The organism is Micromonospora humida, assembly GCF_016901255.1.
Classification (GTDB): Bacteria; Actinomycetota; Actinomycetes; order Mycobacteriales; family Micromonosporaceae; genus Micromonospora; species Micromonospora wenchangensis.
Window position 1 is genome coordinate 92,285 of record NZ_JAFEUC010000008.1, and the last position, 16,053, is coordinate 108,337.

At 73.9% G+C, this 16,053-nt stretch carries 13 protein-coding genes and 1 pseudogene; 7 read left to right on the forward strand and 7 right to left on the reverse strand.

The genetic code is table 11. The features are described from left to right. Positions 1 to 35: 35 nt before the first annotated feature. The 3 genes and pseudogenes from JQX11_RS17630 to JQX11_RS17640 all read left to right on the forward strand — a co-directional run. Positions 36 to 902 carry a helix-turn-helix domain-containing protein gene (locus JQX11_RS17630; protein ID WP_307826227.1) on the forward strand — a complete coding sequence of 289 codons (867 nt, stop codon included), beginning with the start codon at positions 36 to 38 and terminating at the stop codon, positions 900 to 902. A 23-nt stretch (positions 903 to 925) separates the two neighbouring features. Beyond that, the gene (locus JQX11_RS17635; RefSeq protein WP_204926057.1) at positions 926 to 1,294 is read left to right on the forward strand and encodes a VOC family protein; all 369 of its coding nucleotides are present in this window, start codon (positions 926 to 928) and stop codon (positions 1,292 to 1,294) included. 162 nt (positions 1,295 to 1,456) lie between these two features. Further along, positions 1,457 to 2,314, forward strand: a pseudogene (locus tag JQX11_RS17640) (helix-turn-helix domain-containing protein); the annotation flags it as partial. Positions 2,315 to 2,422: 108 nt separating this feature from the next. Here JQX11_RS17640 and JQX11_RS17645 read toward each other — a convergent pair. Then, on the reverse strand, positions 2,423 to 3,184 hold the full coding sequence (locus JQX11_RS17645) for an SDR family oxidoreductase (protein ID WP_204926059.1): 762 nt from the start codon (positions 3,182 to 3,184) through the stop codon (positions 2,423 to 2,425). Between the two features lie 379 nt (positions 3,185 to 3,563). Continuing rightward, entirely contained in the window at positions 3,564 to 3,857 is a 294-nt protein-coding gene (locus JQX11_RS17650; protein WP_204926060.1) for an antibiotic biosynthesis monooxygenase family protein, read from the reverse strand. Positions 3,858 to 4,301: 444 nt separating this feature from the next. On the opposite strand from JQX11_RS17650, the gene JQX11_RS17655 reads away from it, so the two are divergent. Then, on the forward strand, positions 4,302 to 5,300 hold the full coding sequence (locus JQX11_RS17655) for a TerC family protein (RefSeq protein WP_204926061.1): 999 nt from the start codon (positions 4,302 to 4,304) through the stop codon (positions 5,298 to 5,300). Between the two features lie 52 nt (positions 5,301 to 5,352). Here JQX11_RS17655 and JQX11_RS17660 read toward each other — a convergent pair whose 3' ends face one another. Together JQX11_RS17660 and JQX11_RS17665 are read right to left on the reverse strand one after the other, a co-directional pair. Continuing rightward, complete coding sequence (locus tag JQX11_RS17660; protein ID WP_204926062.1) at positions 5,353 to 6,261, reverse strand: C40 family peptidase; 909 nt, start codon at positions 6,259 to 6,261, stop codon at positions 5,353 to 5,355. Between the two features lie 61 nt (positions 6,262 to 6,322). Beyond that, positions 6,323 to 7,420, reverse strand: a complete 1,098-nt coding sequence (locus tag JQX11_RS17665; RefSeq protein WP_204926063.1) for a mandelate racemase/muconate lactonizing enzyme family protein — start codon at positions 7,418 to 7,420, stop codon at positions 6,323 to 6,325. A gap of 43 nt (positions 7,421 to 7,463) precedes the next feature. Here JQX11_RS17665 and JQX11_RS17670 point away from each other — a divergent pair, with 43 nt between their 5' ends. Further along, positions 7,464 to 8,261 (forward strand): tyrosine-protein phosphatase, encoded by a 798-nt coding sequence (locus tag JQX11_RS17670; protein WP_204926064.1) that lies wholly within the window; start codon positions 7,464 to 7,466, stop codon positions 8,259 to 8,261. An 8-nt stretch (positions 8,262 to 8,269) separates the two neighbouring features. Here JQX11_RS17670 and JQX11_RS17675 read toward each other — a convergent pair whose 3' ends face one another. The 3 genes from JQX11_RS17675 to JQX11_RS17685 all read right to left on the reverse strand — a co-directional run bounded on the left by JQX11_RS17675 (position 8,270) and on the right by JQX11_RS17685 (position 13,708). Continuing rightward, positions 8,270 to 9,121 (reverse strand): serine hydrolase, encoded by an 852-nt coding sequence (locus JQX11_RS17675; RefSeq protein ID WP_204926065.1) that lies wholly within the window; start codon positions 9,119 to 9,121, stop codon positions 8,270 to 8,272. Positions 9,122 to 9,316: 195 nt separating this feature from the next. After that, entirely contained in the window at positions 9,317 to 11,185 is a 1,869-nt protein-coding gene (gene typA, locus JQX11_RS17680; protein ID WP_204926066.1) for a translational GTPase TypA, read from the reverse strand. A gap of 390 nt (positions 11,186 to 11,575) precedes the next feature. Further along, positions 11,576 to 13,708 carry an MMPL family transporter gene (locus JQX11_RS17685; protein WP_204926067.1) on the reverse strand — a complete coding sequence of 711 codons (2,133 nt, stop codon included), beginning with the start codon at positions 13,706 to 13,708 and terminating at the stop codon, positions 11,576 to 11,578. Between the two features lie 148 nt (positions 13,709 to 13,856). Between JQX11_RS17685 and JQX11_RS17690 the strand changes: the two genes are divergently transcribed. Together JQX11_RS17690 and JQX11_RS17695 are read left to right on the forward strand one after the other, a co-directional pair. After that, on the forward strand, positions 13,857 to 14,372 hold the full coding sequence (locus tag JQX11_RS17690) for a MarR family winged helix-turn-helix transcriptional regulator (protein WP_204926231.1): 516 nt from the start codon (positions 13,857 to 13,859) through the stop codon (positions 14,370 to 14,372). Positions 14,373 to 14,377: 5 nt separating this feature from the next. Then, positions 14,378 to 16,039, forward strand: a complete 1,662-nt coding sequence (locus tag JQX11_RS17695; protein WP_204926068.1) for a CocE/NonD family hydrolase — start codon at positions 14,378 to 14,380, stop codon at positions 16,037 to 16,039. Positions 16,040 to 16,053: the final 14 nt, after the last annotated feature.

Below are 16,053 nucleotides of genomic sequence, written 5' to 3' on the forward strand. Positions count from 1 at the left end.
GTGTCGGGGTCCCGGCGGCACGGCTGGGTCCCGTCGTGGGTCGGTACCTGGGCTACCGGGAGGGTGTTCCGGTCGGTGCGGCGTCCGGACGGGGCGCACCGCCGCCACTGGTCCGGCACGAGTCGGCCGGCGCGTTCGTGGTCCTCATCCTCGGCTGGGGCGCCCCGCTCGACGTGCTGAACCCGCGCTCGGCGGCACACAGCGCGTACCGGGTGGACTCGTTCGTGGCCGGGCCGTACGACGGCTACTGCACGACCTCGACGGCCGGGGCCGGTGCGGGGGTGCAGTTGATGCTCACCCCGCTGGCGGCCCGCCGGGTCCTCGGGGTGCCGCTGGGGGAGTTGGCCAACCGGGCGGTGGCGGTCGACGGGCTGCCCGACCCGTGGCTCGACCGGTTGCGGGCCCGGCTGGCCGGGGCACCGGACTGGCCCCACCGGTTCGCCCTGCTCGACGCGGCGCTCGACGCCCGGCTGGCGGACGCCGACCCGGTCGATCCGCACCTCGGCCGGGCCTGGGAGCTGCTCGCCGGCTCGGCCGGCCACATCGGCATCGGCGCGTTGGCCGGCGAACTCGGGTGGAGCCGCCGGCACCTGGCCGCGCGGTTCCGCCGGGAGCTGGGGCTGGGCCCGAAGACGACCGCCCGCCTGCTGCGTTTCCAGCGGGCGTACGCGACGCTGGGCCGGCAGGACGCAGTGTCCGCCCCGCCGGACCCCGCCGGGCCGGCGGACGACCGGACGAGGTCGGCGGACGACTGGACGGGGCCGGCGGACGGCTGGGCCGAGCTGGCGGCGCGTTGGGGGTACTACGACCAGTCGCACCTGATCCGGGAGTTCCGGGAGTTCACCGGGACGACCCCGGCGGCACTGGGTCAGCCGGGTTCCCATTCGTCCAATCCGGGTTGAGCGCCGGCCGGCACACTCGACGCATGACGAGCATCTACCCCACCTTCCGGTACCCCGACGCGCGGGCGGCGATCGACTGGCTCTGCGCCGCGTTCGGGTTCCGGGTCCATGCGGTGCACGACGGTCCGGACCAGACGGTGGCGCACGCCGAACTGGCGCTCGGCGACGGCATCGTCATGCTCGGCACCGGCCGGGGTCGACCGGACCGGCCGGCCGACGACGACTACGCCGTCTACGTGGCGGTCGACGACCTGGACGCCCACCACGACCGTGCGCGGGCGGCCGGGGCGGAGATCATCCGGGAGCCGTTCGACACCGACTACGGTTCCCGGGACTACGCGGCCCGGGACCTCGCCGGCAACGTCTGGTCGTTCGGCACCTACCGGCCCTGACCGGGCTGCCCCGAACGGCCGCCGTGGAGAGGGGGGGGCTGCCGTTCGGGGTCGCCCGGCGGCGGCGTCATCCGAGGGCGACTCAGATAAGCATTGCGGTGTGCAAGCAAACTGTTGCCCTGGGTGATGATCCTGCGTACCCTCCCTCGTGGGGAGGCCGGGATGCCATTGTCATCGAGTCCTGTCATTCGACGCGCGAGGCTCGGCGCCGAACTGCGCCAGTTGCGCAAGCGGGAGGTGCTGACCCTGGAACAGGTCTGCGCCCGGCTGGGCTGGGCCTCCACCTCCAAGCTGTCCCGCATCGAGCTGGGGCAGAGCCGGCCCGACCTCGCCGACGTGCTCGACCTGCTCGACATCTACGAGGTCCCGTCGCCGCAGCGGGAGGCGCTGATCGTCATCGCCCGCGACGCGGCGACCGGGCGCGGCTGGTGGAAGGCGCTCGGCGAGATGAGCGAGCGGCAGCGCACCTACGCCGAGTTGGAGGCGGGCGCGGCGACCATCGTGGAGTACCAGCCGGCGGTGCTGCCCGGCCTGCTCCAGGCACCCGGCTACGCCCGGCTGCGGATCGCGGCCGGCCGGCTGCTGCACCCGGACGTCGACGTCGAGGCCGACCTGCGGGCCCGGCTCACCCGGCAGGGGCTGCTGCGTCGCCCCGACCCGCCGCACTACACGGCCCTGCTCGACGAGCGGGTCTGCGACCCCGCCGGCCTGCCCGCCGACGTCTGGCACGAGCAGTTGGCGCACCTGCTGGCCCTGGCCGAGCTGCCGCACGTGACGATCCGGGTGGTGCCGGGGACGGCGGCCCCGCGCGGTGGGGCGTACCCGTTGACGGCGTTCTCGTGTTATTCGTTCCCCGACCCGGCCGACCCGCGCACGGTGATGCTGGAGGCGTTGACCACCGACGTGCGGCTGGCCTCCGAGGTCGACGTCGGGCGCTACGACCGGATGACCGGCTGGCTGTCCGCCGCCGCGCTCAGCGCGGTGGAGACGGCGGAGCTGCTCCGCCGCCGGGTCGCCGCCCTCACCACCGGTACGGCCGGTCCGGCGGCGGACGACGTGGCCGGGTGGGACGGTCGGGAGACCACCGGTACGCCGTCCCCCGCCCCGGAGGGCGCCGGTCGGGCGGACTCACCGGTAGCGGTTGAAACCACCCTCGGAGTCGATGACCTGGCCGGTGATCCAGTCCGCCTCCCGTGAGCAGAGGAAACGCACGAGCCGGGCGGCCTCCTGCGGGGTGCCCCAGCGGCCGGACGGGAAGAGTGCCGCCACCGCGGCGTGCGCCTCGGGTGGGGCGTAGCCGGTGTCGGTCGGCCCGGGGTTGAGGCAGTTGACGGTGATCCCGCGGGGCATCAGCAGCGGGGCGAGCTGCGCGGCGAGGTTCTCCACCCCGGCCTTGCTGGCCGCGTAGGCCAACTCGTCGGGCATCGGGCCGAGGCGCTGGCCGCTGGAGAAGAGCACCAGCCGGCCGCCCGACCCGGCGGTGAAGGCGGTGGCGAACGCGTCGGCGAAAAGCAGCGTGGCCCGGACGTTCACCACCAGGTGCCTGTCGATCTCGGTGGCGTCCAACCCGCCGAGGCTGGTGCGGGTGGAGTAGGCGTGGGTCGCCACCACACCGTCGAGCCGGCCGTGCCGGCGTACCGCCTCGGTGACCAGCGCGGCCGGGGCGGCCGGGTCGAGCAGGTCGGCGGCGGTGTGGGCGGCGGCCCCGCCCAGTTCGGCCAGCAGCGCCGGTATGCCCTGCGGGTCGCCGCCGTAGGGCTGTGCCTCGTCGTAGCCGGGCAGCCCGGTCAGCAGCAGCCGGTGCCCGTCGGCGGCGAGGGTGCGGGCGACCGCCGCGCCGATGCCGATCCGGCGGCTCACCCCGGTCACCAGGAACACCCGTGCGGTCATCCGGGCAGTCAACCGGACCGCCGTTGCGAACGCCACGGATTAACCCCGCACGACAACCACCGGTGGTGCGCCGACGGGCCGGCGACGGTGCGCCCAGGCCGCCCCGGTGGCGCCGAGGCCGCGGGTGGCGGCGGTGCGCCGAGGCCGCCGGTGGCGGCGGGGCCGGCCGGTCACCGGGGTCGGCCCGGCGGCCGGCGGCCACGACGGTTCACCGCGTGACCACCGGACCCGGCACCCCCGAACGTGTCGGGACCGGTCGCCGCGCGTGCGCCGCACGGTAACCCGGGGGTACGACAAAATCCGATCGACCGGAGTGAATTTTTTCGGGAAGTTGTCGGAGGCCGTCGGGACGCCGGTCGGATCGCGGCCCCGACCCGGCTCAGGCCGGTACGTCGACGAAGTGCTCGACCCGGGGCGGACCGGCGAAGTGCGGGCCGATCAGCGCCCGCCACTTGCCGAACGCCTCGGTGGCCCGGAAGTTCTCCTCGTGGGCCTGCACCGAGTCCCACTCGACCAGCAGCACGAACCGGGAGGGGGACTCGACGCCCCGGGTCATCCGGACCGAGCGGCATCCCTCGGCGGCGACGATGATGGCGTGCGCCTGCGCGTAGGCGGCGGCGAAATCGTCCTCGTGTCCGGGCAGTACGTCGATGAGCGCGACCTCAAGCACCATGCCGACAGCCTGCCACGCCGCGCCCCGCCCGTGGTGCGCCGGGGCGACTCCATCCCCCAACCCCGCAGAACGCCATCAATCACGCGTATACCGCTACACCTAGCCTCCTAGGATGGATAGGCGGGGTGACCGGGAGGACAGCGGACGGCCAGGTCGGTTGAGGTCGGAACGTGATGCTGCCGGCAATGCACGCCGCAGGAGATGCGCCCGCAGCCCTCGATGGTGAACAATGGCGGCCGAGGAGGGGAGTATTCCCCCGCGACGGAGTCGTCAGCACGGTCGAGCGTCACCCGACAGCTCGACCCGGCTCCGCCGGTCAGCGCCCCGCCCGCGGGTCGCTGGCGGAAGAGACCTCCGACAGTCACCAGTGTGTGCGTCGTCGCCCACCTCGCCGTCACGCGGCGTACGGTGTGCCCGACGCCGCGTGTCTGCCGGAGGAATGGATTGAACGTGTCCGGAATGGTGTGGGCGGGAACCCTCGTCGCACTGACGGCGGTGCTCCTCGCCGATCTCTTCATCATCGGCCGCCGGCCGCACGAGCCCAGCGTCCGTGAGTCGAGCCTCTGGGTCAGCTTCTACGTCGGCCTGGCGCTGCTGTTCGGGGCGGGGCTGTGGGTCACCGCCGGTGGCGACGTGGCCGGCCAGTTCTACACCGGGTGGCTCACCGAGTACAGCCTCTCGGTGGACAACCTCTTCGTCTTCGTGATCATCATGGCCCGGTTCCGGGTGCCCCGGAAATACCAGCAGAAGGTGCTGCTCATCGGCATCGTGCTGGCCCTGGTCATGCGCGGTGGTTTCATCGCCGCCGGTGCGGCGCTGATCTCCCAGTTCTCCTGGGTGTTCTACATCTTCGGCGCGTTCCTCATCTACACGGCCGTCAACCTGGCCCGACAGGGCGAGCCGGAGGAGGACGAGTTCAAGGAGAACCTCCTGATCCGGTGGAGCCGCAAGGCGCTGCCGCTGTCGCGGGACTACGACGGCGCGAAGCTCACCACGTACGAGGCGGGCCGGCGGCTGTTCACCCCGATGCTGGTGGTGATGATCGCGATCGGCACCACCGACCTGATCTTCGCGCTGGACTCGATCCCGGCGATCTTCGGGATCACCAAGGAGCCGTACCTGGTCTTCACCGCGAACGTCTTCGCGCTGATGGGCCTGCGACAGCTCTACTTCCTGGTCGGCGGGCTGCTCGACCGGCTGGTCTACCTCAGCTACGGCCTGGCGGTGGTGCTGGGCTTCATCGGCGTCAAGCTGGTGCTGGAGGCGCTGGCCGACAACAACCTGCCGTTCCTCAACGACGGTGAGCCGATCGGCTGGGCCCCGCACATCCCGATCTGGCTGTCGTTGTCGGTCATCATCGGCTGTCTCGCCGTGGCGACGGTGGCCAGCCTGGTCAAGTCGTCCCGGGATCGACGGCGCGAGCTGATCGAGGCGCGCCGCTGACCGTAGTGCCCCCGATGGGCGTCACCGCACTGCGGTGACGCCCATTTCCCGGTCAGACCCGGTGCGCGCCGACCAGGGTGGCGACCCGGTCCGGTGGCAGCGGCTCGGTCAGCACCCGCCGCTGCCGGTAGCAGGCGTGCAGCATCCGTGGCCCCCGGCCGGCGGTCACCAGGCCGACGTGGTGGATGCCCCGCCCCGGCCGGGCGAAGAAGTACAGGTCGCCGGGGCGTTCCTCACCGGCCGGCACGGGCGTGGTGGCCGCCGCCTGGTCGTCGGCGTCGCGGGGCAGCGTCACGCCGAGCCGTCGCCACACCAGGTGGACCAGGCCGGAACAGTCGATCCCGTGCCCGGAGAGCCCACCCCAGACGTACGCGACGTCGCGCAGCCGGGCGGCGACGGCGAGCACGTCGTCGGCCGTCGGCGGGGTGGCCGGTAGTTCGGTGACGTCGGCCTCGGGAACCCACAGTGGGTCGGGCCGTCCGGGCACCCGGACCGGCCGCCACCCGTCGACGGCGGGACCGGCCGGGTGCAGCCGGGTGCCCAGGACGACCCCGGGCAGGGCGACCGGGCCGGCGGGGGTGACCCGCAGCCCGGTGCTGACCGCGTCGACGACGAGCGGGTCGGCCGGGCCGCCGGCGGGGGTGGCCGGGGTGAGTTGGGCGGCGGGCAGCCAGCCGGGGTAGCCGCGCGCATCGAGCCGGGGTGCGGCCTGCTGAACGGCGACGACCCGGGCCCAGCCGTCGGGGTGCAACGCGGTCACCAGCACCCGTTCGCCGAGCAGTAGTTGACTGAGCACACAGTCACCGACCCGCTGGCTGGCGTCCATCCCGGTGATCCAGCCGCCGGTGTCCGAGGGCACCGCCAGGGCGGGCCGGTCGACCGGGCGGGTCGCGCCGGGGTCGGTCCAGAGGGTGGCGACGGCCACCCGGACGAGGGCCTCCCGGCCCGGCTCCAACTCCACGTCGACCTCCGGCTCACGTGTCGGTGCCCCATCCGGACCATAAGAAGAAAAGCTGCGATCATCAACCTCGGTGTTGAATCTTTGTTTCGGTCACGGCGGTGATGCCGAGTCCCGGCGCGTCCGGCAGCACCACGGTGGCGCCCTCGTAACGCAGCCCTCCGTGCACCGGCGACCAGGCCAGCCACCAGGCGGCGTCCAGGTCGGACACGGCGCTGGTCCGGTAGGCGGCGGCCAGGCTGGCCGCCGCGCCGACCCCGACCTGACTTTCCATCATGGACCCGACGAGGGTGCCCATGCCATGTTCCCGGGCCAGCTCCAGCAGGGTGCGCGCCGGGCGCAGACCACCGCACTTGGCGAGCTTGACGTTGACCAGGTCGGCCGCCCGCCGCCGGATCACCGCGACCAGGTCCCGCACCCCGAACACCGCCTCGTCGGCGAGGATCGGCACGTCCACCCGGTCGGCGACCCAGGCCATGCCGTCCAGGTCCCACCGGGCCACCGGCTGTTCGACCAGCTCCACGTAGAGCCCGGCGTCCTCGACACCCCGGATCACCCGGACCGCCTCCCGGGGCGTCCACCCCTGGTTGGCGTCCAGCCGCAGGCGCACCTGCGGGCCGACGGCCGCCCGGACCGCGCGGACCCGTTCCAGGTCGCCCGCCGCGTCGGTGCCGACCTTCAGCTTCAGCACGTCGAAGCCCTCGTCGCACCGCTGCCGGGCGGCCACGGCCAGGTCCGCGCCGGTCCCGGCGGCCAGCGTGACGTCCGTCGGCACCCGCAGCGCCGTCCCACCGAGCAACCGCACCAGGGGTACGCCGAGCCGCCGTGCCGCCAGGTCGTGCAGCGCCACGTCCAGCGCGGCCCGGGCCGCCTCGTTGCCGGCCACCGCCGCCGCGACCTCGGCGCAGCGGGCCAGCACGTCGTCGGCGTCCCGGCCGACCACCGCCGGGGCGAGCACGTCCCGGACGCAGGACTCCGCGCCGGCCACCGACGCCCCGGTGACCTGCCACACCTGCGGGGCCTCGCCGAAGCCGGACCGCCCGTCGGCGTCGGTCACCTCCACCACCAGGGTCTCCACGGTGGTGGTACGCCGCAGTGCGGTGACGAACGGGGTGTGCAGCGGCGCGGACAGCCGGTGGGTGCGTACCACGGCGATCGTCATGTGCGGCACCCTATACGCACGTCGTCCCCGAAGGAGCGCGCCGATGACCGTGGGAAGCTGGACGCTGACGGGTGCCCCGAACGCCCGTGACCTGGGCGGACTGCCCACCCGTGACGGCCGGCGGGTACGCCCCGGCCGGCTGATCCGCACCCCGGCGCTGGGCCGGTTGACCGAGGCCGACCTGACGGTGCTGGGTCGGCTCGCCCCGGCCTGCGTGGTGGACCTGCGGGACGACAGCGAGACGGCGTCCGCCCCGCCGAACCGGCTGGTCGGCGACCCCAGCCTGGTGCGGCTGCCGGTGCTCGACCCGGCGCACCCCGGGTTCGGCTACCTGTCGGCGGTGCTGCTCGGTCACGACCTCACCGGCCACGACGAGGCGGCCCGGCGGGGTGCGGCGGCGGCGATGGCGGAGCTGTACCGGTGGTTCGTCAGTGGTGCGGTGGCCCGGGAGGGGTTCGCCCGTGCGGTGCGGCTGGCGGCCGACCCGGTCAACCTGCCGCTGCTGTTCCACTGTTCGGCGGGCAAGGACCGCACCGGGTGGTTGGCGGTGGTGCTGCTCACCGCCCTCGGCGTCGACGAGGAGACGGTCCGGGCCGACTACCTGCGGCACAACGCGTTGACGGTGGAGCTGCGCGGGGAGGCGTCGGCGGCGATGCTGCGGCGGCGTCCGGAGCTGGACCCGGAGACGGTCCGGGCGGTGCTGGAGGTGCGCCCCGAGTACCTGGACGCCGGCTTCGACGAGGTGCGCCGCCGGCACGGGTCGTTCGACGCCTACCTGGCCGACGGGTTGGGGGTGACCCCGCAGCTCCGCGCCGCGCTGCGGACCCACCTGCTGGACTGATCTGCCGGTCAGCCGGTGAGGTCGTGCCGGGCGGCCCAGGCCGTCGCCGAGACCTCCGCCAGCAGCCGGCAGGCGTCGAGGTCGTCGGGCGCGGTGGCGGGGTCGGTGGTGGTGCAGACGGCGATCACGTACGCCGGGGCGTCGTCGGGCAGGACCACGCCGGCGCTGTGCCGTACGCCGCGTACCCAGCCGTTCTTGTGGGCGATCCGGGTGCCGGCGGGCAGCCCGGCGGCGAGATCGTCGCGGTGGCGCTGGTCCAGCAGCACGTCGATCATGGCGGTGCAGGCCGCCGGGGAGGCCAGCGGGCCGGGCCGGTGTGCGCCGACGGCCAGCCCGCCGAGCAGGGCCGCCAGATCGGCGGCGGTGACCAGGTTGGTGATGCCGGCCTCTCGGGCGGCGGCGTCCTCGATGCCCCGGCCGGTGACGCTGTGCCGGGCCCCGGCGAGCCGCCACGCCTCGGCGACGGCGGGCAGACCGACGCGTTCGATGATCAGGTTGGTGGCGAGGTTGCCGGAACGGGTGATCATCCGGTCGGCGAGCCAGCGCGGGGTGGCCCGCCCGCCGAGCCGCTGCCAGACGGCGTCGTCGTTGTCGTAGGGCCGGGCGCAGGTGAACCGGGGTGCGTCCGGCCGGGCCGAGGTGAAGTCGTTCACCACCGGCACCGGGGTGTCCAGGTCGAGGGTGCCGGCTTCGGCGGCCCGGTGCAGGGCCAGCAGCACCGCGACCTTCATGGTGCTGGCCGCGTAGTGGGTGGCGTCGGGGGTGCGGGTCCAGGTGGGTGGGGCGTCGGGCCGGCCCAGGTACGCCGAGACGGTGCCGGGCCGCCGGTCCAGCCGGGCGTCGAGGTCATCCCAGGTCATGCCCGTGACGCTAGCCGAATCCGGCCCGCCGGGACGGCCCGGCGGCATTCGGGGAGGGCGCCGGGGCGGCCCGGCGGGCACCCGGGGTGGGGTCGGCCGCGCCCGGGGTGGGGCACGGGCGGAGCCCCGGTCCGGGTGAGGCGGACCGGGGCTCCGGGTGAGGCGGGGTGTGGCGACGGGTGCGACCCGGGTGGGTCAGCCGGCGTGCTTGCGGCGGGCGGCCATTCGGCCGCGCTGGGTCTGGTCCAGCACCACCTTGCGGATGCGTACGGCCACCGGGGTCACCTCGACGCACTCGTCCTCGCGGCAGAACTCCAGCGCCTGCTCCAGGGAGAGCTTGCGCGGGGGGATCAGCTTCTCGGTCTCGTCGGAGGTCGAGGCCCGCATGTTGGTGAGCTTCTTCTCCTTGGTGATGTTGACGTCCATGTCGTCGGAGCGGGAGTTCTCCCCGACGATCATGCCCTCGTACACCTCGGTGGTCGGCTCGACGAAGAGCTGGCCGCGCTCCTGGAGGTTGATCATCGCGAACGGGGTGACCACGCCGGAGCGGTCGGCCACCAGCGACCCGTTGTTGCGGGTGCGCAGCTCACCGAACCACGGCTCGTAGGACTCGAAGACGTGGTGCAGGATGCCGGTGCCCCGGGTGTCGGTGAGGAACTCGGTACGGAAGCCGATCAGGCCCCGCGCCGGCACCAGCCACTCCATCCGGATCCAGCCGGTGCCGTGGTTGACCAGCTGCTCCATCCGGCCCTTGCGGGTGGCCAGGAGCTGGGTGATCGCGCCCAGGTACTCCTCGGGGGCGTCGATGGTCAGCCGCTCGACGGGCTCGCAGGTCTTGCCGTCGATCTCCTTGGTGACCACCTGCGGCTTGCCGACGGTCAGCTCGTAGGACTCGCGGCGCATCTGCTCGACCAGGATGGCCAGGGCCAGTTCGCCTCGGCCCTGCACCTCCCAGGCGTCCGGCCGCTCGGTGGGCAGCACCCGCAGCGACACGTTGCCGACCAGCTCCTTGTCGAGCCGGTCCTTGACCATCCGGGCGGTGACCTTGGCGCCCTTGACCCGGCCGACCAGCGGCGAGGTGTTGGTGCCGATGGTCATCGAGATGGCCGGCTCGTCCACGGTGATCAGCGGCAGCGGGACCGGGTTCTCCGCGTCGGCGAGGGTCTCGCCGATCATGATCTCGGGGATGCCGGCGACGGCGATGATGTCGCCCGGCCCGGCCGACTCGGCCGGCTTGCGCTCCAGGCCCTCGGTCATCAGCATCTCGGAGATGCGGACCCGCTGGGTGCTGCCGTCGGTGCGGCACCAGGCCACCGTCTGGCCCTTGCTGATGGTGCCCTGGCGTACCCGGCACAGCGCCAACCGGCCCAGGAACGGCGAGGCGTCCAGGTTGGTGACGTGCGCCTGCAACGGCGCGCCCTCGTCGTAGGAGGGCGGCGGGATGGTGTCGAGCAGGGTCCGGAACAGCGGCTCCAGGCTGGTGCTGTCGTCGGGCACCGAGCCGTCGGCGGGCTGGGTCAGCGAGGCGATGCCGTCGCGGGCACAGGCGTAGACGATCGGGAAGTCGATCTGCTCCTCGTCGGCGTCCAGGTCGAGGAAGAGTTCGTAGGTGTCGTCCACGACCTCCTTGATCCGGGCGTCCGGCCGGTCCACCTTGTTGATCACCAGGATGATCGGCATCCGCGCCTTGAGCGCCTTGCGGAGCACGAACCGGGTCTGCGGCAGCGGGCCCTCGCTGGCGTCGACCAGCAGCACCACCCCGTCGACCATGGTCAGGCCCCGCTCGACCTCGCCACCGAAGTCGGCGTGGCCGGGGGTGTCGATGATGTTGATGGTGACCGGGTCGGAACCGTCGGCCGGGAGGTAGCGCACGCCGGTGTTCTTGGCCAGGATGGTGATGCCCTTTTCCCGTTCGAGATCCATCGAGTCCATGACGCGCTCGGTGTTCTCACCACGGGCCCCGTAGGCGCCGGCCTGCCGCAACATGGCGTCGACCAGGGTCGTCTTGCCGTGGTCGACGTGGGCGATGATGGCGACATTGCGGAGGTCGGTGCGAAGCTGCATACCCTCCATACTCCTGTCTGCGGTTGCCGGGGCAGGTGTCGGGGTCGTCCCGTCACCGCCCGGATCTGTGCCGGAACTGCTGTTCCGGCCGTGCCAGCGGCGGGTCTGCCGAGCCCACCGGCGGGCCGGCCGGCCCACCGGCCGGCCGGGCACCTGGTCGTCGCGACGGTCACCGCGGACGAGGCCGCAGTGATCTTCGGTCTGTCGGTGCCGGGGGAGTCGACCCTGCTGGTCGGTCTCCTAGCGTACGCGGGCCCGTCCGGGCCCGTCCGGGCACTGCTCCCGGTGACCGGAGCGGCCGTGACGGGCGACACATCCACCGGGGTACGCCGACGGCCGGGGGTCCCCACTGGTGCAGGTGGGGACCCCCGACCGGGTCGGAGGGGCGGGTCAGTCCCGGGCGGCGACGGCCGGCGCGGGAGTGGCCGCCTCGGCGTCGTCGTCGGCGTCCCGGTCGATCCGGCCGGGCCACCAGAACCGGTCGCCGAGCAGGAACGCCAGCGCCGGCACCAGCACGGTGCGCACCAGCAGCGTGTCGAGCAGCACGCCGATGCACACGATGATGCCGATCTGGGTGAGCAGGATCAGCGGCAGCACGCCGAGGACGGCGAAGACCGCGGCGAGCAGGATGCCGGCGCTGGTGATCACCCCGCCGGTGACGCGCAGGGCGGAGAGCATGCCGTCGCGGGTGCCGGCGACGCGGGCGTCCTCGCGGGCCCGGGTGACCAGGAAGATGTTGTAGTCCACGCCGAGCGCGACGAGGAACACGAAGGCCAGCAGGAGCACCCCGCTGTCGAGCGCGGGGAAGCCCAGCACGTGGTCGAAGAGCAGCCACGCCGCGCCGAGGCTGGCGAAGAAGGACGCGATCACGGTGAGCACCAGCAGCAGCGGGGCGAGCAGGCCGCGCAGCAGCACCACCAGCACGGCGAAGACGAGCACCAGGATGATCGGCAGGATCAGCCGCAGGTCCCGGGTGTTGGCCTCGTCGGAGTCGTAGGTGGCTGCGACGGTGCCGCCGACCAGCGCCCCCTCGGCCGGTTCGGCACCGCCGACGGTCGGCGGCGCGGAACCGGGCACGGCGGCCACCGCGTCGCGCAGCGCCTCGACGGCGCGGTCGGAGGCGGGGCTGCCCGGTTCGTCGGTGAGCACCACGTCGACCTGGGCGACGGCGGTGCCGGCCACGCCGGGCCGGGCGGAGGCGACCCCGGGCACGGCGGCGGCGGTGCGGGTGACCTCGGCGGCGGCGGCCGGGTTGGTGAGCACCGCCACCGGCTGGGTGGTGCCGGCGGGGAAGGCGCGGGCCAGCGTCTCGGCTCCGGCGACCGCCTCGGGCTTGACCCGGAACTGTTCGGTCTCGGACAGCCCGGTGCGCAGGGTGAGCCCGCCGAGGGCGAGGCCGGCGAGCAGCAGGGTGGACAGCGCGGCGACCGGCAGCGGGCGGCGGACCACGGCGGCACCGAGCCGACCCCACAGCCTGCCCTCCCGGGCCGGGCCGCCGACCTTCGGCACGAACGGCCAGAACAGGCCCCGGCCGAAGATGACCAGCACGGCGGGCAGCACGAACAGCGCGGAGAGCATGGCGAACACGACGCCGGTGGCGCAGGCCACGGCGAGTGCCCGGTTGGTCTCCTGCTCGGACAGCAGCAGGGTGAGCACGCCGAGCACGACGGTGCCGCCGCTGGCGAGGATGGGTTCGGCGGTCCGGCGTACGGCGGCGCGCATGGCGGCGAACCGGTCCTCGTCGCGGCGCAGTTCCTCCCGGTAGCGGGCGATGAGCAGCAGGGCGTAGTCGGTGGCGGCGCCGAAGACCAGCACGCTGGCGATGCCGGTGACCGCGCCCTCCTGGAGGTTGATGCCGACGGCGGGGACGACGGTGTCGACGGCCCGTAGGGTGAGTTGTTCGGTGGCGGCGACGACGATCAGCGGCACGATCCACAGGAACGGGCTGCGGTAGGTCACCAGCAGCAGCAGGGCGACCACGCCGGCGGTGACGGCGAGCAGGGTGAGGTCGGCGCCCTCGAAGACCTTGGTCAGGTCGGCGGTGAACGCGGGTGCGCCGGTGACCGCGGCGGTGAGTCCGTCGGGCAGGCCGGTGAGGCTGTCGCGGACCTTCGCCACCTCGTCGGCGACGGCCTGCTGGCCGCCGGCGGTGTCCAGCGGGACGGCGAGCAGCGCGACGGTGCCGTCGGGGGAGACCTGCGGCGGGCTGACCTGGCCGCCGACGGCGAGCCGGCCCAGCGCGCCTGCGCGGTCGGTGACGGCGGCCCGGTCGGTGTCGGTCAGCGGGCTGCCGTCGTCCCGGCTGACCACGACGATCGCCGGTTGGACGTCGTTGTCGGGTAGCTGGTCCTGGAGGCGTTCCACCTGGGTCGACTGCCACTGCACGGACAGGCCGGTGGCCGAGACGGGGGCGGGGTTGTCGGGCTTGGGGAGCCCGAAGACGACCGCGCCGACGACGATCGCGGCGGCCACGGTGAGCCAGGCGGCGAGCCGGCTGCGGGCGACGCGGGTGAACAGAGACATCGGAGGCCCTCGTGGTCTGTCGGTGGGAACGCGGACGGCAAGATAGCCCGTCCTTCGAGTATCTTGATAGCCGAGATTATCGGCCGCTGTTCTATGCTGCAACCGGACACAGCGATAGGGGGCAACGGCGGGCGTGGCAACGCACGGGATGTATCGGCGGCGGGACGACCCGCGCGGGCGGATGGTGGCCGACATCACCAACGACCTGCGGCGCTACTCGGTCGACGCGCAGCACATCGGGCACGCGTTCGCCAACCTGCACGGGCTCAACCCGACCGACCTGCACGCCCTGATCGCCGTCATGGACGCCGAACTGCTCGGCGACCCGATCACCCCCGGCCGGCTCGGCGAACAGCTCAACCTCTCCTCCGGGTCGGTGACCGCGCTCGTCGACCGGCTGGAACGCGCCGGGCACATCCGCCGCGACCGCGACACCGCCGACCGGCGCAAGGTGTTCCTGCACTACGCCGACCAGGGGGCCGCCCTGGCGATGAGCTTCTTCGGCCCGCTCGGGCGGCGTACCGACGAGGTGATGGCCCGGTTCACCGACGACGAGCTGGCGGTCGTGCACCGGTTCCTGGCCACCATGGTCGACTCGATGCGGGAGCACCGCGACGCGATGCGGGCCGCCCGCGCCGAGCCGTCCCGCCGGCCGACGGACTGAGCGCCGTGCCGGACCTGTCGCTCGCCCGCCTCGCCGCCGCCGTGCTGCGGCTGCCGGCCGCGCCCACCCACCGGGTCGACGTCACCCGGGGCGTCACGGTCCGGGCCCGCGACGGGGCGCGGCTGCGCACCGACCACTACGCCCCCCGGCTGCCCGGCGCGCCGACCGTGCTGATCCGCACGCCGTACGGGCGGGGCGGGCCGATGCGGCTGCTCGGCCGGCTCGTCGCCGGTCGCGGCTTCCACCTGGTGATCCAGTCCTGCCGGGGCACCGACGGGTCCGACGGGCTGTTCGACCCGCTGGTGCACGAGCGTGACGACGGGCTCGACACCGTCGACTGGCTGCGCCGGCAACCCTGGTACACCGGCCGGTTCGGCATGTTCGGGGCCAGCTACCAGGGTTTCGTCCAGTGGGCGCTGGCCGCCGACGCGGGGGAGGAACTGGCCGCGATGGTCGCGGTGGTCACCGCCTCGGCCACCCGCGACTCGACGTACGCGGGGGAGTCCTTCGCCCTGGACACGGTGCTCACCTGGGCCGAGCTGCTCCAGGCGCAGACCGTGCCGTGGCTGGCCCGGCAGTGGGAACTCAAGCGCGGGCAGCCCCGGCTGGCCGCCGCCCTGGCCCACCTGCCGCTGGCCGAGGCCGACCGGGTGGCGACCGGGGTGACCGTGCCGTTCTTCCAGGAGTGGCTGCGCCACCACACCCCGGACGCCGACTACTGGCGGACCCGGGTCTTCGGGGCGAGGATCGCCGAGGTGCGCGCCCCGGTGACGATGGTCAGCGGCTGGCAGGACATCTTCCTCCCCGCCCAGCTCGCCGACCACGCCGCGCTGCGGGCGGCGGGCGTGCCCACCCGGCTCACCGTCGGCCCGTGGACGCACGGCAGCCCCGGCCTGCTGGCCGAGGCGCTGCGGGAGGGGTTGGGCTGGCTCGACGCCCACCTGCACGGCCGGCCGCCGTCGCCGCGCGCCCCGGTGCGGGTGCACGTCGGCGGGGACGGCGGTGGCTGGCGGGACCTGCCCGAGTGGCCGCCGCCGGCCACCGCGATTCCCTGGCACCTGCACGCCGGGGGCCGGCTCGACCCGCAGCCGCCGGCCGCGTCGCCCCCCGACACCATCCGGTACGACCCGGCCGACCCCACCCCGTCGCTGGGCGGCCCGCTGCTGGTGGCCCAGCGCGCCGGCCCGGTCGACAACCGTTCCGTGGAGGCGCGGCCGGACGTGCTGGTCTACACGGGCGCGGTGCTGACCGAGCCGGTCGAGGTGGTCGGCCCGGTGCACGCCGAGATCCACGTCCGCAGCGAACTGTCGTACCTGGACGTGTTCGTGCGGTTGTGCGACGTGGACCGACGCGGCCGGTCCTGGAACGTCTGCGACGGCCTGGTCCGGGTCGCCCCCGGCCGGTTCCCGGCCGACCCGGACGGGGTGACCCGGGTGCCGGTGCCGCTGTGGCCGGTGGCGCACCGGTTCGCCGCCGGTCACCGGCTGCGGGTGCAGGTCTCCGGCGGTGCCCACCCCCGCTACGCGCGCAACCCCGGCACCGGGGAACCGCTCGGCGCGGCGATCACGCTCCGCGCTGGGGTCCGGCAGATCCTGCATGATCCATCGCATCCGTCGCGGCTCGTGCTGCCGGTGGTCCCAGCCGGCTCCCAGCTTCCACCTATCTGAAGACAACCCCTCTG

What these genes read in the sequence shown, in the direction of transcription:
- JQX11_RS17650 (WP_204926060.1), bottom strand. Translation starts at nt 3,857, where the DNA reads ATGGTGCTTGAGGTCGCGCTCATCGACGTACTGCCCGGACACGAGGAC.
- typA (WP_204926066.1), bottom strand. Translation starts at nt 11,185, where the DNA reads ATGCAGCTTCGCACCGACCTCCGCAATGTCGCCATCATCGCCCACGTC.
- JQX11_RS17675 (WP_204926065.1), bottom strand. Translation starts at nt 9,121, where the DNA reads ATGACCTGGGATGACCTCGACGCCCGGCTGGACCGGCGGCCCGGCACC.
- JQX11_RS17685 (WP_204926067.1), bottom strand. Translation starts at nt 13,708, where the DNA reads ATGTCTCTGTTCACCCGCGTCGCCCGCAGCCGGCTCGCCGCCTGGCTC.
- JQX11_RS17645 (WP_204926059.1), bottom strand. Translation starts at nt 3,184, where the DNA reads ATGACCGCACGGGTGTTCCTGGTGACCGGGGTGAGCCGCCGGATCGGC.
- JQX11_RS17665 (WP_204926063.1), bottom strand. Translation starts at nt 7,420, where the DNA reads ATGACGATCGCCGTGGTACGCACCCACCGGCTGTCCGCGCCGCTGCAC.
- JQX11_RS17690 (WP_204926231.1), top strand. Translation starts at nt 13,857, where the DNA reads ATGTATCGGCGGCGGGACGACCCGCGCGGGCGGATGGTGGCCGACATC.
- JQX11_RS17635 (WP_204926057.1), top strand. Translation starts at nt 926, where the DNA reads ATGACGAGCATCTACCCCACCTTCCGGTACCCCGACGCGCGGGCGGCG.
- JQX11_RS17670 (WP_204926064.1), top strand. Translation starts at nt 7,464, where the DNA reads ATGACCGTGGGAAGCTGGACGCTGACGGGTGCCCCGAACGCCCGTGAC.